This window comes from Paenibacillus zanthoxyli JH29 (assembly GCF_000520715.1).
Classification (GTDB): domain Bacteria; phylum Bacillota; class Bacilli; order Paenibacillales; family Paenibacillaceae; genus Paenibacillus_AQ; species Paenibacillus_AQ zanthoxyli.
Window position 1 is genome coordinate 1 of record NZ_ASSD01000385.1, and the last position, 20,845, is coordinate 20,845.

At 52.5% G+C, this 20,845-nt stretch carries 23 protein-coding genes, 1 pseudogene and 1 riboswitch; of the genes and pseudogenes, 23 read left to right on the forward strand and 1 reads right to left on the reverse strand.

Annotated elements, in window-relative coordinates; genetic code table 11:
• The 6 genes and pseudogenes from L691_RS0114255 to L691_RS0114285 form a co-directional block, all read left to right on the forward strand.
• Nucleotides 1-626, forward strand: a 626-nt coding sequence (locus tag L691_RS0114255) for a TetR/AcrR family transcriptional regulator (protein ID WP_232229187.1), incomplete at its 5' end; no start/stop codon positions are given.
• Between the two features lie 21 nt (nucleotides 627-647).
• Complete coding sequence (locus L691_RS0114260) at nucleotides 648-1,103, forward strand: DoxX family protein (RefSeq protein WP_025691169.1); 456 nt, start codon at nucleotides 648-650, stop codon at nucleotides 1,101-1,103.
• Between the two features lie 428 nt (nucleotides 1,104-1,531).
• Nucleotides 1,532-1,953 (forward strand): annotated as a pseudogene (locus L691_RS28930) (VOC family protein).
• A 168-nt stretch (nucleotides 1,954-2,121) separates the two neighbouring features.
• Nucleotides 2,122-2,991, forward strand: coding sequence for a LysR family transcriptional regulator (locus L691_RS0114275; RefSeq protein WP_025691170.1), 870 nt, complete (start codon nucleotides 2,122-2,124; stop codon nucleotides 2,989-2,991).
• A gap of 99 nt (nucleotides 2,992-3,090) precedes the next feature.
• The gene (locus tag L691_RS0114280) at nucleotides 3,091-3,750 is read left to right on the forward strand and encodes a type 1 glutamine amidotransferase domain-containing protein (protein WP_025691171.1); all 660 of its coding nucleotides are present in this window, start codon (nucleotides 3,091-3,093) and stop codon (nucleotides 3,748-3,750) included.
• Nucleotides 3,751-3,925: 175 nt separating this feature from the next.
• Nucleotides 3,926-4,567, forward strand: coding sequence for an NAD(P)-dependent oxidoreductase (locus L691_RS0114285; RefSeq protein WP_025691172.1), 642 nt, complete (start codon nucleotides 3,926-3,928; stop codon nucleotides 4,565-4,567).
• Between the two features lie 206 nt (nucleotides 4,568-4,773).
• Here the strand turns inward: L691_RS0114285 and L691_RS0114290 are convergent, their stop codons facing one another.
• On the reverse strand, nucleotides 4,774-5,034 hold the full coding sequence (locus tag L691_RS0114290; protein WP_025691173.1) for a SunI/YnzG family protein: 261 nt from the start codon (nucleotides 5,032-5,034) through the stop codon (nucleotides 4,774-4,776).
• Between the two features lie 42 nt (nucleotides 5,035-5,076).
• Here L691_RS0114290 and L691_RS0114295 point away from each other — a divergent pair, with 42 nt between their 5' ends.
• The 17 genes from L691_RS0114295 to L691_RS28945 form a co-directional block, all read left to right on the forward strand.
• Nucleotides 5,077-5,439 (forward strand): hypothetical protein, encoded by a 363-nt coding sequence (locus L691_RS0114295; protein WP_025691174.1) that lies wholly within the window; start codon nucleotides 5,077-5,079, stop codon nucleotides 5,437-5,439.
• A gap of 240 nt (nucleotides 5,440-5,679) precedes the next feature.
• Nucleotides 5,680-6,234, forward strand: a complete 555-nt coding sequence (locus L691_RS30715) for a histidine phosphatase family protein (RefSeq protein WP_025691175.1) — start codon at nucleotides 5,680-5,682, stop codon at nucleotides 6,232-6,234.
• Nucleotides 6,235-6,263: 29 nt separating this feature from the next.
• Nucleotides 6,264-6,468: riboswitch (cobalamin riboswitch) on the forward strand.
• Between the two features lie 136 nt (nucleotides 6,469-6,604).
• The gene (cobT, locus tag L691_RS0114305; RefSeq protein ID WP_036737083.1) at nucleotides 6,605-7,699 is read left to right on the forward strand and encodes a nicotinate-nucleotide--dimethylbenzimidazole phosphoribosyltransferase; all 1,095 of its coding nucleotides are present in this window, start codon (nucleotides 6,605-6,607) and stop codon (nucleotides 7,697-7,699) included.
• A gap of 134 nt (nucleotides 7,700-7,833) precedes the next feature.
• Nucleotides 7,834-9,531, forward strand: a complete 1,698-nt coding sequence (gene cobJ, locus L691_RS0114310; RefSeq protein WP_025691177.1) for a precorrin-3B C(17)-methyltransferase — start codon at nucleotides 7,834-7,836, stop codon at nucleotides 9,529-9,531.
• 20 nt (nucleotides 9,532-9,551) lie between these two features.
• Nucleotides 9,552-10,532: a sirohydrochlorin chelatase gene (locus tag L691_RS28940; RefSeq protein WP_036737085.1), complete on the forward strand. Its 981-nt coding sequence runs from the start codon at nucleotides 9,552-9,554 to the stop codon at nucleotides 10,530-10,532.
• A gap of 42 nt (nucleotides 10,533-10,574) precedes the next feature.
• Nucleotides 10,575-11,342: a precorrin-6A reductase gene (gene cobK / locus L691_RS0114320; RefSeq protein WP_025691178.1), complete on the forward strand. Its 768-nt coding sequence runs from the start codon at nucleotides 10,575-10,577 to the stop codon at nucleotides 11,340-11,342.
• A gap of 23 nt (nucleotides 11,343-11,365) precedes the next feature.
• Nucleotides 11,366-12,016 (forward strand): precorrin-8X methylmutase, encoded by a 651-nt coding sequence (locus L691_RS0114325; RefSeq protein ID WP_025691179.1) that lies wholly within the window; start codon nucleotides 11,366-11,368, stop codon nucleotides 12,014-12,016.
• A 17-nt stretch (nucleotides 12,017-12,033) separates the two neighbouring features.
• Nucleotides 12,034-13,143, forward strand: coding sequence for a cobalt-precorrin-5B (C(1))-methyltransferase (locus tag L691_RS0114330; protein ID WP_025691180.1), 1,110 nt, complete (start codon nucleotides 12,034-12,036; stop codon nucleotides 13,141-13,143).
• Nucleotides 13,136-14,389: a bifunctional cobalt-precorrin-7 (C(5))-methyltransferase/cobalt-precorrin-6B (C(15))-methyltransferase gene (locus tag L691_RS0114335; RefSeq protein ID WP_025691181.1), complete on the forward strand. Its 1,254-nt coding sequence runs from the start codon at nucleotides 13,136-13,138 to the stop codon at nucleotides 14,387-14,389. The genes L691_RS0114330 and L691_RS0114335 overlap by 8 nt, the downstream gene beginning before the upstream one ends.
• Nucleotides 14,386-15,108, forward strand: coding sequence for a precorrin-2 C(20)-methyltransferase (gene cobI / locus L691_RS0114340; RefSeq protein ID WP_025691182.1), 723 nt, complete (start codon nucleotides 14,386-14,388; stop codon nucleotides 15,106-15,108). The genes L691_RS0114335 and cobI overlap by 4 nt, the downstream gene beginning before the upstream one ends.
• Complete coding sequence (gene cobM / locus L691_RS0114345; protein ID WP_025691183.1) at nucleotides 15,108-15,902, forward strand: precorrin-4 C(11)-methyltransferase; 795 nt, start codon at nucleotides 15,108-15,110, stop codon at nucleotides 15,900-15,902. The genes cobI and cobM overlap by 1 nt, the downstream gene beginning before the upstream one ends.
• Nucleotides 15,895-17,004, forward strand: a complete 1,110-nt coding sequence (locus tag L691_RS0114350; protein WP_025691184.1) for a cobalt-precorrin 5A hydrolase — start codon at nucleotides 15,895-15,897, stop codon at nucleotides 17,002-17,004. The genes cobM and L691_RS0114350 overlap by 8 nt, the downstream gene beginning before the upstream one ends.
• Nucleotides 17,001-18,413, forward strand: coding sequence for a cobyrinate a,c-diamide synthase (locus L691_RS0114355; RefSeq protein ID WP_025691185.1), 1,413 nt, complete (start codon nucleotides 17,001-17,003; stop codon nucleotides 18,411-18,413). Before L691_RS0114350 ends, L691_RS0114355 begins: the two co-directional genes overlap by 4 nt.
• Nucleotides 18,400-18,957, forward strand: a complete 558-nt coding sequence (gene cobO, locus L691_RS0114360; RefSeq protein ID WP_025691186.1) for a cob(I)yrinic acid a,c-diamide adenosyltransferase — start codon at nucleotides 18,400-18,402, stop codon at nucleotides 18,955-18,957. The genes L691_RS0114355 and cobO overlap by 14 nt, the downstream gene beginning before the upstream one ends.
• Nucleotides 18,958-18,979: 22 nt before the next feature.
• Nucleotides 18,980-19,603: a bifunctional adenosylcobinamide kinase/adenosylcobinamide-phosphate guanylyltransferase gene (cobU, locus tag L691_RS0114365; protein ID WP_051459374.1), complete on the forward strand. Its 624-nt coding sequence runs from the start codon at nucleotides 18,980-18,982 to the stop codon at nucleotides 19,601-19,603.
• Nucleotides 19,604-19,618: 15 nt separating this feature from the next.
• On the forward strand, nucleotides 19,619-20,578 hold the full coding sequence (gene cbiB / locus L691_RS0114370; protein WP_036737094.1) for an adenosylcobinamide-phosphate synthase CbiB: 960 nt from the start codon (nucleotides 19,619-19,621) through the stop codon (nucleotides 20,576-20,578).
• The coding region (locus L691_RS28945) for an adenosylcobinamide-GDP ribazoletransferase (protein ID WP_036737087.1) at nucleotides 20,575-20,845 on the forward strand (271 nt) is incomplete at its 3' end. The genes cbiB and L691_RS28945, both read left to right, overlap by 4 nt.

Sequence of the window (20,845 nt, forward strand, 5' to 3'; positions counted from 1 at the left end):
GGAATTTTTTAAGCGATTATGGAGGAATCACCTTGAAGCAAGAGCAACGCCGAGAACAAACCATAGGGCAGCTGCTTAATGCAACTAAAGAGCTATTGCGGGACAGAGGCTGCCACAGTATCACATTGAAGGATATCATGGAAAAATCAGAGTTATCTAAGGGCGCTATTTTTCATTATGTAAAAAGTAAAGACGAAATTTTTGCCTGGGTGCTGCAAGAACGGCTAGAAGAAATCAACAAGCATTTCATGAATGAAGTGATACAGGCTCCGACAACCTTTGACGGACCGATGCAAGTTATCTCGCGTAATCTGGAGGCTTTGGAAGATGCAAATGATGTGACGAACAAGGTTCTGATGTACTTGCTAGGCAAGGAGGATGAACCTGCTGTCGCGGAAGTGCTTAAGAATTATTATGAGCGGTCGGTATATTTATCTAAGCAATGGATCGTGAGCGGCCAGCGGCACGGGGTTATTCTGGAATCGGTTGATCCGGAGAAGACGGCGGAAATGTTCGTTCTGCTCTCGCTGGGTCTGCGCGTCCGTTCTTCTTTTCCCATTAAGAACCCTTCTTCTACTGCCCAAGATTTATCTGCCTACATGGTCAGCATTTTGAAAGACAACTAGATGTAATACGGAGGGATCGATATGGCACCATTGATTGCGCTTGTTGCCTCTTTTTTAATGTTCCGGTTGCTTGGATTGTTAGGGCTGTCCTTTTTCGATGACTGGCACACATCACTGCAAGGAGCCGTGGCTGTCATGTTTTTGCTAACTGCTTCTGCTCACTGGGGAAAAAGGCGACCTGACCTCATGCGGATGGTTCCTCCTGTTTTTCTAAGGAGCGAATGGATTGTGACGGCAACGGGACTTCTGGAAATAGCTGGGGCTATCGGTATCATGCTCCCCCGTACTTCCCTTGCAGCTTCGGTTGGCTTGACGCTTCTACTGATAGCGATGTTCCCTGCAAATGTATATGCGGCTCGAAACAAATTGACGATTGACGGCAAGCCTGTACCTAAGCTGCTTGTCCGGACTCTGCTGCAGATCCTATTTATCGCGGCAGTCATTTTGGCCTCCCCGATCCCAGAAAGCCTCCTATGAGGCTTTTTATTTTCGTGTTCATTTCGTTTCCTTCTTGATGCAGAAATCTTTTTCCTATAACCCACTTGAAACAGAACTGGTGTTCGATTATACTTTAAGATGAATAGAGGAGGTCCGGTATACTGCTGCGGTGAAATGGAGTAGATGAAGCTATGAACAGAGCTAAGCTTAAAGAAGCTGAAGAAAGATTTTTTATGCAATATCCCGGTGGCTTCACGGACCCTCTGATGCTTGAGGTTGCCAAAAAGCACAAAGTGGAAAAATGAAAAAGTTGGATTAAGCAAGAAGTTGATGCTTCGCTGCAATATGACAATGCGGCATTCTGCGGTTTTCTTATGATGTCAATGGCGTAGGCTGGGTATGATTGATTGCTAATTAAGACATGATGTATGATAGAAATATCAAATTCAAAATAAAGGAGATTGCTCATGGCTGTCGACGCATATTTGAATTTTAATGGTAATTGTCGTGAAGCGGTAGAGTTTTACGCACAGGTCTTTGGAACGGAAGAACCCAAATTAATGACTTTTGGGCAAGCGCCGCCCAACCCGGAATATCCGCTCCCGGAGGAAGCGAAGAACCTGATCATGCACACCCGGCTTACTATTTTTGGAAGCAACGTGATGTTTTCCGATACTTTTCCCGGTATGCCTTTTAGGTAGGCAACAATATTAGCCTTGCCATTGTGACCGACGACAAGGACGCCTTGCAATCCGCGTTTGATAAACTTAAAGAGGGCGGTAAAGTTGGCATGGAGCTTCAAGAGACCTTTTGGAGCAAAGCTTACGGAAGTCTGTCGGACAAGTTCGGTGTGCAGTGGCAGTTCAACCTTGGTATGGAAGAATTGTGACGGAACGTCAATGCAACCCGTACGCTGACACGAAACCTTTGTAGATAGCCGTACTTGAAGCCGGCGGATTTTGAAATATCAGTCAGGAAATAGACCGTAACCTTACGAGAGGGCGGTCTTTTTCTATTTAAGGCAAGTCAGTCAGGTAAGCAGGAGGGGGATTTTCATATGGTTGATTTTGAGTGGTACAGAAGCTTTTGTACGATATATAAGCACAACTCTGTGTCGGAAGCCGCGAAGGCACGGATCATGACGCAACCGGCAATGAGCCAGCACTTAGCTTCTTTGGAAGCTGAGGTCGGTGAAATGTTATTCGTCAGGACTTCGAGAAAATTAATTCCTACGGAACGGGGGAAGGAGTTATATTCACAGTTGGCTCCGCTGATCGAGTCTCTGGAGGAGGCCACGATGAGTTTCAAATCGGCTTCTTTACCTACGCTTACGGTCATCAAGATAGGAGCCGCACACGAGTTTTACACTGAAAAAATACTCCCCCGGCTGCATAAATACAACATGAGCACCATCACCAATTTGGGAACGGCCGATCAATTGCTGGAACTGCTGAAAGAGGATAAGTTGGATCTCATCATTACGTCAAAAAGGTATCAGGCGCCAGGCATTGAGTATCAGAAGCTGATGGATGAAGAATTTGTTATTGTTGCTCCCAGCGATTGTGAAACACCGGACACAGACGACCTGAAGTCATTGGAACAGTGGTTCTCTTCGCAAAATTGGATAAGCTATGGGCTGGATTTACCGATGATAAGGAGAATTTGGAGAGAGCATTTTAAGAAGCGTCCTCAAATCAGACCGATCCATATCATTCCTGATTTACATCTAATTCTGAAGGCTATCGAAAACGGTCCGGGTCTAAGCGTTATCCCTACATATCTATTAAAAAGCTCGGCTAATGAAAAAACGAAAGTCATTTATGAGGATTTAAGAGTGAAGAATGAGTTGTTTTTCGCCTATAAGCTGAAGCATAAACATCTGCCGCAAGTCCAAGAGATGATGACGCTCATAAGTGAAGATGTATAAAAATATTTATGGATAATCTGAAATTTCATAATTTGTTTTATATATAATTCGGATTTAATATAAAGAAAGCAACAAAATAATAAATTGGAGGCAATACAAATGGCAAAAAAAGTCTTGATCGTTGTAACTAACCATACGGAAGTTCATGAAGACAAATCGACCGGGATTTGGCTGTCTGAATTTGGCGAAGCCTATATTGAATTTACGAAAAAAGGCTATGAGCTGTTAGTGGCAAGCCCGCTTGGAGGTAAAGCTCCAGTCGATCCGGGCAGTGTAGATGCCGATACTCCGCAAGAAATTTTGGATACGGAAAAATATCTGGAAAACACGAAAAAGCTTGATGAAGTATCTGCTGAAGGCTTCGATGTTATTTTCTTGCCGGGCGGTCACGGAACGATGTATGATCTTCCAAAAAGCGAAACCCTTCACAAGCTGCTGCGTGATTTCTACGAAGGGAACAAGATTGTAGCTGCCGTGTGCCACGGACCGGCCGGGCTGGTTGGCGCCACCTTGTCGAACGGTCAACCGCTTGTCGCTGGTAAACGTGTCAGCGCCTTTACAGACCGGGAAGAGGCGCAAACAACGCTGGATCAACATCTTCCTTTCCTGCTCGAAAGCAAAATTCGCGAGTTGGGCGCGATCTATGTGGCAGCCCCGAACTGGACTTCTCATTATGAGGTGGACGGCAACCTGATTACAGGCCAGAATCCGCAGTCTACGCTGGCTGTAACCAAAGCAGTAATTGAAAAATTGGGCTAATCCCTTACAAACGGCATAATAACGTTTTTACAAACCCTGGTTTCGTTTTCAGACGAGCCAGGGTTGTTTTTTTGTGAATAAGAGAGTTGACAAATAACAGGCCTGAAACTATTATAGTTACAGGTAATCAAAGTTATTACAGGTTAAATATTATGAAGAAGGAAGGTAAACGAACATGAAAATCGGAATCATTGGAGCAAGCGGAAAAGCGGGGGCGGCGATTGCCAAGGAAGCCGTAAGCCGTGAACATGAGGTAACGGCGATTGTCAGAGACGCATCGAAAGTCGAAGGAAACCAAGTAACCATTTTGGAGAAAGATATTTTTGATATAACTTCCAAGGACCTTCAGGGATTTGATGCCATTGTCAATGCATTCGGGGCCGCTCCCGGGCAAGAGCAGCTGCATGTTGAAGCGGGGAGAGTATTGATTGAAGCGATTAAGGGAGCCCCGGGAACCCGATTAATTGTTGTCGGCGGAGCCGGAAGCTTGTTTGTGGACGAAGCCCAAACGATACGTGCGATGGATACACCTCAATTTCCTAAGGAGTACTTTGCAACGGCATTCAATCAAGGCAAAAACCTTGAGGATCTTCAGAACTCGTATGGAATCCAGTGGACATTTGTTAGTCCGGCCCCGTTTTTCGACCCGGAGGGCAAACGAACCGGCGCTTATCAAAAAGGAAAAGATAACTTCATCGTCAACGCCAATGGGGACAGCTATGTAAGTTATGCGGATTACGCGGTCGCGATCATCGATGAAATTGAACATCCGCAGCATATTAACGAACGGTTCACCTTAGTTTCCGAAGCTGAATGAACCCATATTACCGGTGCCGCTGCGGTGGTTCGTATTATCTTCGACGACTGGAACGGCGTGAAATTCACGGAATATGTGCTCCTGCTCGGAGCTTGATGGAGAATGGAAAATGTCAGACGTTCAGGCGGTCAAGAAAATCTCGACTGCCTGAACGCTATAATAAAAAGGGCTTAGAAGAATCAAAAATTTTCTTGCAACAATTATAATTATTTGAGATAAGATTTTATCTTACTTAATATACTATGCACGTTAGTGGTAAACAGAATATAAGTATTTGAAATCGTCTTAATTACAACTCTATCAGTTGTACCATAGGGGGCACCAATCCTAATTGCACTTTTTTCCTCACCACCGTAAGTATCATCAAACAAAACATCCCGAATGTCATCAATAGGTATTTCTATTTTAGTTAATTGCCAAGTGATAATTAGTTTTTCATTCTGCTTTTTCACATCAATTCCTAACATGTTAATACCTCCTATTTATTATACGAGAAATTATAAAGCAAATTGGATAAACCGTCCGAAAATTTATATGAATGGAAGGATGATGACAAGCATACTAACTATACGTCGTTTACACATGAGATTGACAATGAGTTAGTATTTACAGCCAATCAAGCCATGGACCGCATCTACCTGAACGCCGTACAAGGGCGGACAAAAGTCCAAACCATAACCTTGAACCCCAAGGGTAAATTTTATTTAGGAGAAGGCCAGCCCCTATACGAAGCGAACATTCCAACGATATCCCTTGTGCCGGGACCCGATTACCTGTGTGCGGTAGGAGACAACGGACATATGGAGAAAATAGATGTTTATCGAATCACTGCTGTAAAAATAAAGGAAATCAAAGTAGTTCCGATTCCCTGAATAGATAATGCCAAGAGCAGTCTAACTCATCCCGGTAGGCTGCTCTTTTTATCCCGTGCGTGGGCAGGCTGTCCGGCTTCGAGCGGTGGCTGGAAATAGTAATAAGCGAAGTATAGCCAAATCCAGTCCGCCGGATCGAAGTATGGAGAAGGGAATTAATGTTGGAAATCGAAATTACTATAATCTACATACTGCAGCTATTTAGCGCTATATTACAGGCTTGGAAGGACGAGATTAGAAATGCCTCTTTATCTGATGCGCCATGGAGAGACCGATTGGAACAAGCGAGGGAGAATACAAGGGATACAGGATATCGGTCTGAATGAACGCGGACTGGGCCAGATGCAGGAAATCTCCATACGGCTCAGGGAACGGATGAATGTTCATGCCGTTATTTCAAGCCCATTGCGAAGAGCCTATGAATCGGCCAATATGATGGCGTCCGTCTACGGACTTTCTGTTAAGGTTGACAGCCGGTTCGCGGAACGCTGCTTCGGTGAGCTGGAGGGCAAGACGCTGGGTGAGATTAGGTCTATTTTTCAAATAGCAGATCCAGAGCTGATCCATTCCCCGGTCTATGGGGTTGAATCTATGGAATCGATGCAAGGGCGTGTTAGCGGCGGAATTTGCAGTTTGGAGCCTTTAGCGGACAGGAATGTATTGCTTGTAACCCATGGCAGCATCATTCGGATGATTACCGGACAAGCAGAAATCGTAGAGAACGGTGCTGTAATCGAATTCACGGATACACTGAAAAACAGACTTATAGACTTCTCTTCAAAACTCAAGTTATAATAGACATACTTTAAGCATATTTGTCCACAACAGCATATGAGAGAAAAGGTGAAACGCTGCGGCGTTTCTTAAAAGGGAAGAACGGTGAAAGTCCGTCGCGGTCCCGCCACTGTAAATGGAGAGCGAGCTTTAAGCCACTGTGTCAAATGGGAAGGCTTAAGCAACTTGGTCATCATGATCTCGTTTTGCGTCTGATCCATAAGTCAGGAGACCTGCCTTTTTTCAACAGCACGACTGACCTACGAGGATAGGGAGGGGGAGAACGCTTGTATTCTGGCGATTAACGGCACTTCTACGCTCTTTTGTGTGTAGGAGTGCTTTTTTGTTTCTCAATTCCTGTTACATAAGACTCTAAATAAAAGAGAGGATTGTGATTTTCTTGAAAAAATTATTGCAGGTGCTAAATGAGATTGAACGGCTCAATATTGTATCGATGCATCAAATGAGAAGACGGGTCAACAACCTGACTAAGCCCTTGGGGAGTCTTGGCCAACTGGAGGAGATCGCTGTAAGGCTTGCCGGTATTACTGGCAGTATCCAGCCCCGTGTGGACAAAAAGGCGATAATCGTGATGTGCGGCGATCATGGGGTCGTTCAGGAAGGCGTCAGCGCATTTCCGCAGGAAGTTACCGGGCTGATGATGGCGAATTTTATTCGTCAAGGCGCCGGTGTTAATGTGCTCGCACAGCAGGCGGGGGCGGAGGTTCACGTTGTCGATATCGGGACTTTGCTGACAGACCTGCCGGAAGGTGTAATTCAGCGGAAGGTCCGCCCGGGAACGGCCAATATGGCTAAAGGACCGGCGATGACCAAGGAAGAAGCGGTTGCCGCGCTCCATGTTGGGATCGATACGGCTTATGAGCTTGCTGATAAAGGGGTCGAAGTGATCGGTTTAGGGGAAATGGGCATCGGCAACACGACTCCGAGCAGTGCCATGACGGCAGTGTTCACTAACCATCCGGCGGAACAGATCACCGGAAAGGGATCGGGTATCAACGACGAAGTGTTAGCCGTCAAAACGAAAGTGATCGAACAGGCGATACAGGTCAACCGGCCTAATCCGGGTGATGCTGTCGACGTGCTCGCCAAGGTAGGGGGACTCGAAATCGCCGGGCTGGCGGGTGTGATATTGGGAGCAGCGGCCCGCAGGGTTCCGGTGGTCATTGACGGGGTGATTACAGGGGCCGCGGCGCTGGCTGCCTGCCGGATTGAGCCCCGCTGCCGGGATTACTTATTCGCTTCCCATTTGTCCGTTGAACCGGCGCACCGCATTGTTCTGGATGAGCTTGGGCTGAAGCCTGTGCTGCATCTGGACATGCGCCTTGGAGAAGGGACAGGAGCCGCCTTGGCTCTGCCTGTAATCGAATCGGCCCTCCAATTGGTTTCAAAGATGGCCACATTTGAAGATCTCGGAATCCCGAGTCCGGCCCCCGAAGAAAATGAATTCGGCCTGGCGGTTCAGTGATCCGGCTCCGGGGCAGCAGGATACTCAGGTTAAACCGGTCCCGGGAAGTTGAGTCTATGAACCGGCTTCCTCTGAGGAAAGCTTGGCGTTCCGGGGATAGGATAGTTGTTTCATATAGAGGAGGCAGAGCACGAATGGAAAAGAAGAGAGGCAAACTGCTGGTGATCGGGTTTGGCCCGGGCGCTTTTGAACAGATAACGGATCGTGCCCGCAGGGCGATTGAGGAAAGCGAAGTCATTATTGGCTACAACACTTATGTGGATTTGATCCGGGGCCTGCTGACGACTCAGGAAATCGTAAGAACAGGCATGACGGAAGAAGTAAGCCGCGCTCAGGAAGCTGTGCGGCAGGCGGAGATGGGAAGAACGGTTGCGGTCATTTCCAGCGGCGACGCCGGTGTATACGGAATGGCCGGACTGATTTATGAAGTGTTGATGGAAAAGAAATGGCATCCTGATGAAGGAGTGGAAGTAGAGGTTATTCCCGGAATCTCCTCGATCAACTCCTGTGCCGCCCTCCTTGGGGCGCCGATTATGCATGACGCCTGTACGATCAGCCTGAGCGATCATTTAACCCCCTGGGACACCATCGCCAAACGAGTGGAAGCGGCGGCTGCGACGGATTTTGTAATCGCTCTGTATAATCCAAGGAGCGGAAGACGTACCCGGCAGATCGCCGAGACTCAGCGGATTTTGCTGGGTCACCGTTCCCCAGACACGCCGGTGGGCCTGGTGAAGAGCGCATACCGGGATCGGCAGCAGATCGTCCTGACCACGCTCGCGGACATGCTGGAGCATGAAATAGGAATGCTTACGACGGTTATTATCGGCAACTCCTCGACGGTGGTATATGACGGCTTAATGATTACGCCGAGAGGCTACCAGCGGAAATATACACTGAACTCGGAAGAGCAGAGACTAAGACCAAGCGAGCGTCTGCAAGTGGCAGCGGAGCCGTGGTCACTGAGTGCGAAGGAACAGGCTGGAGCGAGCGGGGAAGCCAAGTCTGTCCAGCCTGATTTCCCGGCGCCTGCCTCTTACAGTGCGAGTTCGTCCAGCCCTCTTGAAGCGGCAATGGAGGCGCTGCAAATCCTTGAGGCCAAAGGCATCGTCTCGGGAGGCTACGCCGGTTCCGCCCCGTCTGCCGTCGCGAACCCGTCCACCCTATCTGCCGCCGTAAATCCGAACGCCCTTTTTGAGGTGGGAGTGGCGCCGGGCATTGCGAATAAGAAATTCACCGCGCGTCAAATGGCGCTGCTTGCGGAAATCGCAGGTGAACAGGGGGAAATGGAATATACCCCGCATCACCAAATCATTCTGCGCATCCCCGGGGGCGATCCCGAGCGGGTCGTCGCGGAGCTGAAAGCGGAGAAGCTGCTGGTCTTTCCGATTGGCGATGTCGCGCAGATTAAAGCCTGCGACTTCTGCAATTTGGAAAAAGACGGGTCGATTCCCGTCGCAGAAGAATTGAACCGCGTCATCGGCGGATTGAAGACGCCCAAGGAATTGAAAATCGGCTTTAACGGCTGCGGTATGGCCTGTTACGGGGCTGTGCTGGAGGATATCGGCATTGTATACCGCAAAGGGGCGTATGACCTGTTTCTGGGCGGCAAGACGATCGGGCGGAACGCCCATCCGGCGCAGCCGGCCGCCGAAGGGATTGCAGCGGATCAAATTGTAGATACGGTCGAACGGATTTTCCGGGAATATACCGATAAGGCTTTTCCGGGAGAAAGATTTCATAAGTTTTTTAAACGTGTGGGGACGGTTGCCGGGTTCAGACATGAGGAACAGCCCGCCGTTGCTGTGGCGGATGCGGTCTGCGGCGATTAACGATCATGAGGAGGAAGAAGATGGACGCGATATTGTTGGTGGGACATGGAAGCCGTGACCCCGAAGGGAATGAGGAACTGCTGCAGTTTGCCGATAAGGTACGCCAGGCAGCGCCTCAGTATAAGATAGAGACCTGCTTTTTGGAGTTTGTCCAGCCGGATATTGCCCGGGGAATAGCCAACTGCGTTGAACAGGGAGCCGCTCGGGTTGTCGTAATTCCGATCATGCTGTTCGCGGCGGGGCATGCCAAAATTCATATCCCTTTTGAGATAGACCGTGCCAAAAAGCTGTATCCCGCCGTGGAATTCGTCTACGGCCGTCCGATTGGCGTACATCAAAAGGTGATGGAGATCTTGACCTCCCGTTTGGCGTCCGCCGGATTTAAGACTGGCAGCCAGGAGCTGCCGATAGAGCAAGGATTGCGCGAACCGGAAACGGCCGTTCTGCTGATTGGCCGGGGGAGCAGCGACGGCGATGCCAACAGCGATTTTTTCAAGATGACCCGCCTTCTGTGGGAGCAGCTTCCGGTCAAATGGGTGGAGAACTGCTTTATTGGCGTTACGGAGCCAACCTTTGAGGATGGCCTGGAAAGAGTCTTACGGCTTGGCGCGAAAAAAATCTTCGTCCTTCCTTACTTCCTGTTTACAGGGATTTTGATTAAGCGCATTGAGGAAATGACAGCGGAGTTTGCCGCACTGCACCCGGATATTACAGTTGAGCTTGCAGGGTATTTCGGGTTTCATCCGAAGCTGGTGGAAGCGCTGCTCGACCGGGTTGCCGAAGCCGTGGAAGGGCAGGCTTTTATGAACTGTGATATGTGCCAATACCGGTTGGCGGCCGGTCATGAGCATCATCACCACCATCACGAGCATGGGCATGATCACGATCATCACGGACACGGTCACGAGCATGGGCATGACCACGACCACGGCCACGATCATGACGACCACCATCATAACGGCCATCATCACGACCACGATCATCATCGTGTGGGGACATAGCCGCGCTGAATGACATCACGAGCATGCTGAGGAGGAAATGATTTGATTTTTACCCTGTGCGGTACAAGTGATGCGAGAGAACTCGCTATAAGGATTGAGCAGAACGGATTTGAAATATTAACATCAGTAGTTACCGATAATGCAGCGAAAAGCTTGCAGGAAGCCAATCTGCCCGTGCGTGTCGGACGTCTGGATAAGAATGAAATCGTGACGCTGATACACCGGGAAGAAGTCAAGGCCATTGTTGACGCGAGCCATCCGTTCGCTGAAGAAGCGCACAGGAATGCGATGGAAGCCGCGAAGGAGGCGGGTATTCCCTATATTCGTTTTGAACGGGCATCTTTAGTCTACGGTGACGATCCGAAGCTTACGGTTGTTTCTTCCTATGAAGAAGCGGCATTAGAAGCCAAGAAGCTTAAGGGCTCCATTATGCTGACCACCGGCAGCAAGACACTGCATATTTTTACCAAGCATCTGTCGGGAGATCCGGACATCCGTCTGGTAGCCCGCATGCTGCCCCGGCGCGATAATATGTTGAAATGCGAAGAGCTCGGCGTAGAGCAGAAGAACATTATTGCCCTGCAAGGACCGTTCACCCGGGAGCTGAATGAAGCTCTGTACCGGCAGTACGGCACGACGGTGATGGTCACGAAGGAGAGCGGCAAAACCGGGGCCGTCGACGATAAGATTGAAGCCGCGCTGAAGCTGGGTATACAGGTAATATTAATTTCCCGGCCCGAAATAGATTTCGGCGCCGTGTTTACGGAATTCCAGGACGTCATTGAGCGGTTGAATGAAGTTGCCCGCTAATTCGAATACAAGGGAGAAATGTTATGGATTTTAAGACGGAATTTAAACCGCTGACGGTGCAGCCGCAGGAAATCGAGAGCAAGAGCTTCGAGATCATCACGGAAGAACTGGGCGAACATCCTTTTACACCCGAGCAGTATCCGGTCGTTCAGCGAATCATCCATGCCTCGGCGGACTTCGAGCTTGGCAGGAATATTGTGTTTCACCCGGGAGCGATTGAAGCGGGAATAGCGGCCATCCGCAGCGGCAAAAAGATCGTCGCCGATGTCCAGATGGTCCAGGTTGGGATCAGCAAGCCGCGCATCGAGCGGTTCGGCGGAAGCGTCGACGTCTACATTTCGGACCCCGATGTGATGGAGGAAGCGAAGCGGCTAAACACAACCCGCGCGATCATCTCCATGCGTAAGGCAGTACGCGAAGCGGAGGGCGGAATTTACGCCATCGGCAACGCCCCTACCGCCCTGCTTGAATTGATCCGCATGGTTAAGGAAGGCGAAGCCAAGCCGGGCCTGATTATCGGCATGCCGGTAGGCTTCGTGTCCGCACCGGAATCGAAGGACGAGCTACGCAAGCTCGATATTCCGTTTATTACCAATCTCGGGCGCAAGGGCGGCAGTACGGTTGTGGTGGCCGCTGTTAATGCCCTTGCCATTATGGCGGAGAAAAAAGCGTAAATCGGGGAAGGGATCTCATGAGCGATTTTGTGGAACCGGAGAACAATCCGAAGGAGATGCGGCACGGATTTACAACAGGCGCCTGCGCGGCTGCGGCGGCGAAAGCCGCAGTCATGATGCTAGCTACCCATACCCAGGTTAATGAATCGACCATCTGGTTACCCGCCGGATTTTTCCATACGTTTACTATCATAGATGGTGAATTTAGCGGGGATAGGGCGCAGTGCGCCACGATCAAGGACGCGGGCGATGATCCGGACGCTACACATAAGGCGAAAATAGTCGCCATGGCGGTATGGACGGACGGCAGCGGCATCGAACTTGACGGCGGGCCTGGGGTGGGGCGTGTCACCAAGCCGGGGCTTCCTATTCCGGTAGGCGAAGCGGCCATTAATCCGGTTCCCCGCCGGATGATCCGGAAGGAAGTTCAGGAAGTCTTGGAGGAGTACGGCATAGACCGGGGCGTTAAAGTGGTGATTTCCGTACCCAGTGGAGAAGAAATCGCCAAAAAGACCTTGAACGGACGGCTGGGAATTGTCGGCGGGATATCGATTTTGGGCACGCGAGGAACGGTAGTGCCATTTTCCACGTCGGCGTATAAGGCGAGCATTATTCAAGCCATGCAGGTGGCGAGGGCTTCCGGCTGCACTCAGGTTGTTCTGACCACAGGCGGCAGCAGCGAGAAATATGCGATGAAGCTAAACCCTGAGCTGAGTGAAGAGTCTTTTATCCAGATGGGCGACTTCGTCGGCTTCTCCTTGCAGCATGCCAAACACCTTGGAATGAGAACCATCAGCCTTGTCGGCATGATCGGCAAATTCTCAAAAGTGGCTCAGGGCGTGATGATGGTTCACTCCAAAAGCGCCGCCGTCGATTTCGGTTTTCTGGCTAAGGCCGCTGCCGAGACGGGCGCGTCGCCCGAACTGCAGGAGGCGATTCTGGAGTGCAACACGGCGACTCAAGCCGCCGACCTCGTTACCGAGGCGGGTCTGCCCGGTTTTTTTGATAAATTATGCGAATACGCCTGCCGTCACTGTCTTGAGCATATCGGGGGAGGATTAACGGTGGAAGTCGTGCTGGTCACGATGAAAGGCGAGATATTGGGGAGGGAGGAACGGAGTGGATAGGCGCATCAAGATTATCGGTATCGGAGACGAAGGCCCTGCGGGTCTGTCCGCAGCTTCCCTCGAACGGATTCATCAGGCGGATGTGCTTGCCGGAGGCGAGAGACATTTGTTCTTTTTCCCGGATCACCAGGGAGAAAGCTTCATATTTAAGGGAGGGCTGGGAAGCACTGTCGAACGGCTGGCTGAACTAAGGGCGGACAAAGATATTGTCGTACTGGCTTCCGGTGATCCGCTGTTTTACGGTATCGCGAGTTTCATGGTAAAAAAGCTGGGTGCGGATGCGGTGGATATCCATCCACATGTAAGCTCGGTGCAATTGGCCTTTGCCAGAATGGGCGAAAGCTGGCAGGATGCCGCAGTGGAAAGCGTCCATGGACGGACGATGAAAGGGCTGGCGCAGAGAGTGAGCGGCAAAGAGAAGATTGCCCTGCTGACCGATCACGAGAACAGTCCGCCTGCAATTGCCCGTTATCTGATCGATTTTGGGATGAATGAATATGAGGCTTTTGTTGCGGAAAATTTGGGCGGCGAGCATGAGAGATGCGGATTCTGGACGCTGGACGAGATGTCCCGGACGGAGTTTTCACCTTTGAATGTCGTCATTCTGCGCCGAAGGCCCGTGGTTGCGGCACCGCAGTTCGGGTTTGGTATTGAGGACGAGGAGTTTCATCAGCGGAAGCCCGAAAAAGGATTGATTACCAAGAAGGAAATCCGGGTGCTCAGTCTGGCCGAGTTAAAGCTCAAGAAAGACAGCGTCGTGTGGGACATTGGAGCCGGCTCGGGATCGGTCGCTGTTGAGTGTACGCTGTCTGCTCCGTACGGGCAGGTGTTTGCCATCGAGAAAAACGGCGGTGATATCGAGAACATTGAGCTGAACCGGAAGAAATTCCGTACCGATTTCACGGTGATTCATGACAAAGCCCCGAATGGCTTGGATCAGCTTCCCGATCCGGATGCGGTGTTTATCGGCGGCAGCGGAGGGGAGCTGCGGGAGTTGATCCGGATCTGCTGCTTCCGGCTGAAAGCGGGAGGGAGAATTGTTGTGAATGCGGCAACGATTGAGACATTATCCGAATCCCGGCAGGCGCTTGCCGATCATAGCTTCGATTCCCGGATTACGCTGGTGCAGATTTCGCGCAGCAAGCCGATTTTGAACATGACCCGCTTCGAAGGGCTCAATCCCATTTATGTGATCACCGGCTTTGCGAAGCCCGAAAGCGAAAGAGAGGGAACCGAACAACCATGACAACGACAGCAGTAAAGACAGGAACCTTATACGGGATCGGCGTAGGCCCTGGAGATCCGGAGTTAATCACGGTCAAGGCGTTCCGCTTGATGAAAGAATGTCCGGTTATTGCTTATCCCAAGAAGCGGATGGGCGGCAAATCCTACGCGCTTGAAATCGTGGAATTATATATTAATACGGCGGAGAAAAAAATGCTGGGGCTTGTGTTTCCGATGACAAAAGATCAGGATACACTGGACAAGGAGTGGAGCCGGACGGTTTCTCAGTGCTGGGAGCATCTGAAGGAAGGGCACGATATCGCTTTTGTGACGGAAGGCGATCCCAATCTGTACAGCACCTTTATTCATATGGCTCGCCTGGTGCAGGAGCTTCATCCGGAAGTCCCTGTTATATCCGTTCCGGGTATTTCCTCCGTCCTAGGGGCTGCCGCCCGCCTCGGGCTCCCGCTGGCCGACGGTGACGAGCAGGTGGCGATTGTGCCCGCCCGAAATGACCGTCAGGCAATGAAGAAAGCTCTTGAAGAACATGATGCGGTTGTGTTCATCAAGGTCGCTAAAGTGCTCGATTTGATCATCGATCTATTGGAGGAGATGGAGCTTACGGACAAAGCTTCGGTGGTCATGAAAGTAACCTCTTCTGATGAGCTGATCTGGCGAAATGTGCGGGAATTAAAGGGGCAGGAGCTTGAATATTTGACGTTAATGGCGGTGAAAAAATAGTGAAGCTCGAACCGAAAGTGTATATTGTCGGCGCCGGTCCGGGTGATCCGGATCTTATAACGGTGAAGGGCCTAAACATCCTGATGAACGCCGATCTCGTCCTGTACACCGATTCGCTCGTAAATGAACAGCTGATCTCCCGTGCGGGCAGTCATGCCAAGGTACTGCAGAGCTCCGGCATGGATCTGGAGCGGATGGTCGATGTAATGGCGGAGGCCGTTCTGGCCGGAAAAAGCGTGGCCCGCGTGCATACGGGCGACCCGGCCGTATACGGCGCGATCCTGGAGCAGATGGTTCTGCTGAAGCAGCGCGGTATCGCCTACGAGATCGTGCCGGGCGTCAGTTCCGTTTTTGCTGCGGCAGCCGTGCTGGGCGCCGAATTGACGGTGCCGGATTTGACCCAGACGGTCATCCTGACCCGGGCCGAAGGGCGGACGCCCGTACCGGAGCGGGAGAAGCTCCGCGACCTCGCCTCCCATCACTGTACGGTCGCGCTGTTTTTAAGCGCCACGCTGGCAAAGAAGGTGGTCAAAGAGTTTGTGGAAGCGGGCTGGTCGGAGGACACGCCGGTCGCCGTCGTGCAGCGGGCCACATGGCCGGATCAGAAAATCGTGCGCACAACGCTCCGGCATCTCGACAGCGATTTGCAGCAGGCCGGAATTCGCATGCACGCCATGATTCTGGCGGGCTGGGCGCTTGGCCCGGGAATGGTCGACCGTGACGAACACCGTTCCAAATTATATGACAAGTCGTTTACCCATGGTTATCGGAAAGGGCTGGCCGCCAATGACTAAGCCATATGCCACCGTCGCGATTACCAAGCATGGGGTGGAAATGGCCCGGACCTTGGCTGCGGATTTCCCTGGAACCGACCTTTACTATATGAGCAAATTCGCCCGGGGAGATGAGACGGAACTGGGATATCGTCTGTTCGAGGGGTCAGTAAAGCTGATCCTGCCGGACCTGTTCAAAGCCTACAAAGGACTTATTATTTTCATTTCTCTTGGAGCCGTCGTCCGCATGATCGCCCCGATTCTGGAAGATAAGAAAAAGGACCCGGCGGTCATCGTGATCGATGATCGCGGCCAGCATGTGATTAGCGTCCTTTCGGGCCATCTGGGCGGTGCCAATGCGCTGACGCTGGAGGTGGCGAAAGCGCTCGGCGCGCATCCTGTCATCACGACTGCGTCCGATGTGCAGGGGACGATTCCGGTGGACTTGTTCGGACGCGGTTTTGGCTGGGAGATCGAAAGCTTCGACAAGGCGACGCCCGTTAGCGCTTCGGTAGTCAATGAGGAGCGGATCGCCGTTGTGCAGGAAGCGGGCGAGACGCAGTGGTGGACGTATGACAAGCCGCTACCGCCGCATATTACCATTTACGGTCACGCCACGGAGGCGATGCAGGCGGAGTTTGACGCGGCGCTGGTGGTTACGGACCGGCTGCTGGAGCCTGGGGAAGAAGCCGCGCTGCTGAATAACGGGGTCCTGTACAGACCCAAGACGCTTGTCCTGGGCATCGGCTGCAACCGGGGGACATCGGCGAAGGAGATCGAGCACACGATTATAAGTACACTGTCCGAGCTCCGGCTGTCCGTCAAGAGTGTGCGCAATGCGGCCACCATCATGCTGAAAAAGGATGAAGAGGGGCTTCTCGAAGTCTGCCGGAAGTATAGGTGGAAGCTTGAATTGTATACTCCGGACGAGCTGAATGAGGTTCCCTTAAAAAATCCGTCCGAAACCGTGTTTAAATATACGGGCGCATACGGGGTCAGCGAGCCTGCGGCGCTCCGCTCATCCGGAGCGGCCAATTGGCTGCTGGAGAAAAGGAAGAGCGGCAACGTCACCCTTTCCATCGCCCGCGTTCCATTCCCATCTGGCGGGCAGGTGAGGGTATGAGCGGGAGACGAAGCCGGATCGTCATTGCGGGAACGGGCAGCGGCGCCGGTAAAACAACGGTGACGATCGGGTTAATGGCCGCCCTGAAGCGTCGGGGTCTTCGGGTTCAGGGCTTCAAGTGCGGTCCGGATTACATTGATCCAACCTATCATACCGCCGTAACGGGCAGGCCGTCACGCAACCTGGATACCTGGATGCTGTCTCATGATACCATGCGTGAAATATTTCTCAGAGCTTCCGAAGGAGCGGATGTCTCTGTCATTGAGGGTGTCATGGGATTGTACGACGGGAAGGACCCGTTGTCCAATATCGGTTCGACGGCGGAAATTTCCGCCTTGCTGGAGAGTCCGGTCATTCTCGTTGTAAACGCGCAGAGCATGGCCCGCAGCGCGGCCGCTGTCGTGCTGGGGTACCAGAAGCTGGACGAAAGCATCCGCATTGCCGGAGTCATCGTGAACAAGTGCGGAAGCAAGGGGCATTATCAGCTCGTTAAAGCCGCGATTGAACAGGAATGCGGCATTCCCGTTGTCGGCTGGCTGGGGCGGGATGACGGGCTGGACATTCCCGAGCGCCATCTCGGTCTCGTTCCGGCCATTGAACGGGGGGAGCTGGACGGTTTGTTCGACCGGGCGGCCGATTTGGTCGAAGGCGGCGTGGATATCGAGTTGGTGCTATCCCTGGCGGGTACGGCCCCGGCGCTCGCCTGGCCGAAGCAGCGGCTGTTCACCGCCGGGCCGGGCCCGAACCCTGGACCGGTGATTGCCGTCGCCCGGGACGCGGCGTTTAATTTTTACTACCGTGAAAACCTGGAACTGCTAGAGCAGTATGGCGCCACGCTGGTATATTTCAGCCCCTTAGCGGGCGATACCGTGCCGGGCGATGCGGACGGTCTTTATATCGGGGGCGGTTTCCCTGAGGAGTTTGCCGCCGGGTTGGCGGCGGATGAGCGGGTAAAGCGGGATTTGCGGGCTCGCATTCAGGAAGGTTTGCCGGTCTTCGCCGAGTGCGGAGGGTACATGTACCTGACCCATTCGATTACCGACCGCGCCGGAGAAACGCATGCCATGGTCGGGCTTATCCCGGCGAACGTTACGATGCAGGATAAGCTCGCCGCGCTGGGCTACCGTGAGGCCACGGCGCTCCAAGACTGTCTGCTTATGGAAGCGGGCGAGGTTATCCGAGGCCACGAATTCCATTATTCCAAACTGACGGCGGACCGGGAGAATTACCCTTTTATATATGAAACAAAAGGTCTGCGCGGAACGGGACTAGAAGGCTACCATTCGGAAAATGTGATGGCAGGCTACACGCATCTCCATTTTGCGTCCAATCCGAAGGTCGCGGAGCGCTTCATACAGCGCTGCTTGCAATACAGCCGGAAAAGAGGCGAAGCCAGTGGAACAGTCTGACCGGAGAGCGAACCGCAAGGGCTATACCCTAGTCTATACAGGCGACGGCAAAGGCAAAACGACAGCCGCGCTGGGGCTCGCGGTGCGGGCTTCGGGACGCGGCTATAAAGTGCTCATTTTGCAATTTATCAAATCGACCCAGAGGACCTACGGAGAACATATCGCTCTTCGTAAACTGGGTGTAGAGATCCGGCAGCTTGGCGTTGGATTCACCTGGACGAAGACGCCGGAGGAGCACCGCTCCGCTCTGCGGGAGGCTTGGTCCTCCGCCAGAGCAGAAGTGCTTGACGGTGATTGGGATGTAGTCGTGCTGGACGAAATCAACAATGCGCTGGCGATCGAAAGATTCCCGGTTGACGACGTCCTTCCCCTTGGCGAAGTGCTGGATTTAATCCGGCAAAAGCCGAAGCATTTGCATCTCGTCCTGACCGGACGCCAGGCCAAACCGGAAATCCTTGAACTGGCGGACCTGGTATCCGAGGTTCAGGCGGTTAAGCATTATTACAATGACGGAGTGCCCGCGGTTCTCGGAATTGAATATTGAACTTGGGCGCGGCAGGGAGGAAATGATGCTCGAAGCGGAGTCCTATGATAAAAAGCTGATTCTTGCCACCGGGGGAGCGCGAAGCGGCAAGAGCCGTTTTGCCGAGCAGTATGCCGGGGAACTGGGATTGAACCGGGGGCAGGAGGTCGTGTATATTGCCACATCCCAGTTATATGATGACGAGATGAAAAGGCGGGCGGCACTACACCGGGACCGGCGGCCTGCGGAATGGCGGACGGTCGAAGAGCCGTACGAACTGGAATCGGTCATCCGGCGGCTGTCGGAAGAACCGGTATCCGTCGTTCTGATCGATTGTATTACCTTATGGATTTCGAACCTGCTGTTACAGCCGGACGAAGCGGGACAAGAGCGCTGGATGCAGCCGGATCACAGCGAAGCTATTCTTGGGCGGACCCGGGAGCTTGCCCGCCTGCTGAAACAGGCTCCGTTCCATGCGGTTCTGGTCACCAATGAAGTAGGCGACTCGCTCGTTCCCGAATATCCTTTGGGCAGAGTGTACCGCGACCTTGCCGGGCAGGTGAATCAGGCGCTTGCGGAACAGGCCGATGAAGTCTTTCTGGTTGTTTGCGGAATTCCTTTGAATTTGCGGGAAGCGGCCTGGCGGTTCGGCGGAAAGGGGCAGTAATTTTTGCAAGGAATTATGTTTGTGATTACAGCAATTGTCATTGACCTGCTGGTCGGCGACCCGCGCGGCATTCCCCATCCGGTGATCGGGATAGGGAAGATTATATCCGCCACGGAAGCGGCCCTGCGCAAATGCGGGACGGGGCGGGCGAGGGAGAAGGCGCTTGGTGTGCTCCTTGTCCTGATCGTGCTGTCCGCCGTGTACGCCGCCGGTGTGCTGACATTATGGCTCGCCGGACTCATTCACCCGGTTATCCGGTCTTTAGCTGCGGTCTGGCTGATTTCAACCACGATTGCCATCAAAGGCTTGGGCGACGCGGCTATGCAGGTATTCCGTCCCTTGATCAAGGGAGATTTAGACAGCGCCAGAACCTATGTCGGCTACATTGTGGGCAGGGAAACGCATGCTTTATCGGAACGGGAAGTCACACGAGCCACTGTGGAGACGGTCGCCGAGAACATAGTCGACGCCGTCGTTGCTCCCTTATTTTACGCGCTGATCGGCGGGGCTCCCCTGGCTTTACTGTATCGTGCGGTGAATACCCTCGATTCGATGGTCGGCTATAAGAACGATAAATACCGGTATTTCGGCTGGGCTTCCGCCCGGCTTGACGATGTGCTGAACTATATCCCCGCCAGAATAACGGGGCTGCTGCTCTGGGCGGCGGCGCTGATGACGAAAGGGCTGAGTGCCGGGAGGGCATGGCAGGCCATGCGGCGCGATGCCGTGAAGCATCCGAGCCCGAACAGCGGCATCCCTGAGGCCGCGGTCGCCGGAGCGCTGGGGATTCAGCTCGGCGGGTTCAACAGCTATGGCGGCATTGTATCGGAGAGAGCCCGAATGGGAACCGCCACCCGGGAGATGGCAGCGGAGGATATCCGGCAGACGATAAGAATTCTGAGGCTGACCGCGGCAATCATCGTGACCCTGCTTCTGCTTGCGGCGGGAAGCCTTTTTATTGGAGAGATAAGATGAGACAATGGTTCGTTTCTTTGATCGTGGCATTCCAGTTTCTTACCCGGCTTCCGATTCCCGTTCAAGTGGAATATGACAAGCGCTATGTGAGCCGAAGCGTGCTGTTTTATCCGGTTGTGGGGTTTGTCATCGGCTCTATTCTTTATCTGGCTTTGGTGGTGCTGTCATCCCGAGCGGCTCCACTCGATGCGGCTGTACTGCTGCTCATTTGGACCCTTCTGACCGGAGGGCTGCATTTGGACGGATTGATGGATACGGCGGGGGGGC

Coding starts and splice junctions, on each gene's coding strand:
- L691_RS28940 (WP_036737085.1), top strand. CDS start 9,552: ATGGACGCGATATTGTTGGTGGGACATGGAAGCCGTGACCCCGAAGGG.
- L691_RS0114275 (WP_025691170.1), top strand. CDS start 2,122: ATGGTTGATTTTGAGTGGTACAGAAGCTTTTGTACGATATATAAGCAC.
- L691_RS0114260 (WP_025691169.1), top strand. CDS start 648: ATGGCACCATTGATTGCGCTTGTTGCCTCTTTTTTAATGTTCCGGTTG.
- L691_RS30715 (WP_025691175.1), top strand. CDS start 5,680: ATGCCTCTTTATCTGATGCGCCATGGAGAGACCGATTGGAACAAGCGA.
- cbiB (WP_036737094.1), top strand. CDS start 19,619: ATGTTTGTGATTACAGCAATTGTCATTGACCTGCTGGTCGGCGACCCG.
- L691_RS0114280 (WP_025691171.1), top strand. CDS start 3,091: ATGGCAAAAAAAGTCTTGATCGTTGTAACTAACCATACGGAAGTTCAT.
- L691_RS0114290 (WP_025691173.1), bottom strand. CDS start 5,034: ATGTTAGGAATTGATGTGAAAAAGCAGAATGAAAAACTAATTATCACT.
- cobJ (WP_025691177.1), top strand. CDS start 7,834: ATGGAAAAGAAGAGAGGCAAACTGCTGGTGATCGGGTTTGGCCCGGGC.
- L691_RS0114355 (WP_025691185.1), top strand. CDS start 17,001: ATGAGCGGGAGACGAAGCCGGATCGTCATTGCGGGAACGGGCAGCGGC.
- cobU (WP_051459374.1), top strand. CDS start 18,980: ATGATGCTCGAAGCGGAGTCCTATGATAAAAAGCTGATTCTTGCCACC.
- L691_RS0114325 (WP_025691179.1), top strand. CDS start 11,366: ATGGATTTTAAGACGGAATTTAAACCGCTGACGGTGCAGCCGCAGGAA.
- L691_RS0114350 (WP_025691184.1), top strand. CDS start 15,895: ATGACTAAGCCATATGCCACCGTCGCGATTACCAAGCATGGGGTGGAA.
- L691_RS0114330 (WP_025691180.1), top strand. CDS start 12,034: ATGAGCGATTTTGTGGAACCGGAGAACAATCCGAAGGAGATGCGGCAC.
- L691_RS0114285 (WP_025691172.1), top strand. CDS start 3,926: ATGAAAATCGGAATCATTGGAGCAAGCGGAAAAGCGGGGGCGGCGATT.
- cobI (WP_025691182.1), top strand. CDS start 14,386: ATGACAACGACAGCAGTAAAGACAGGAACCTTATACGGGATCGGCGTA.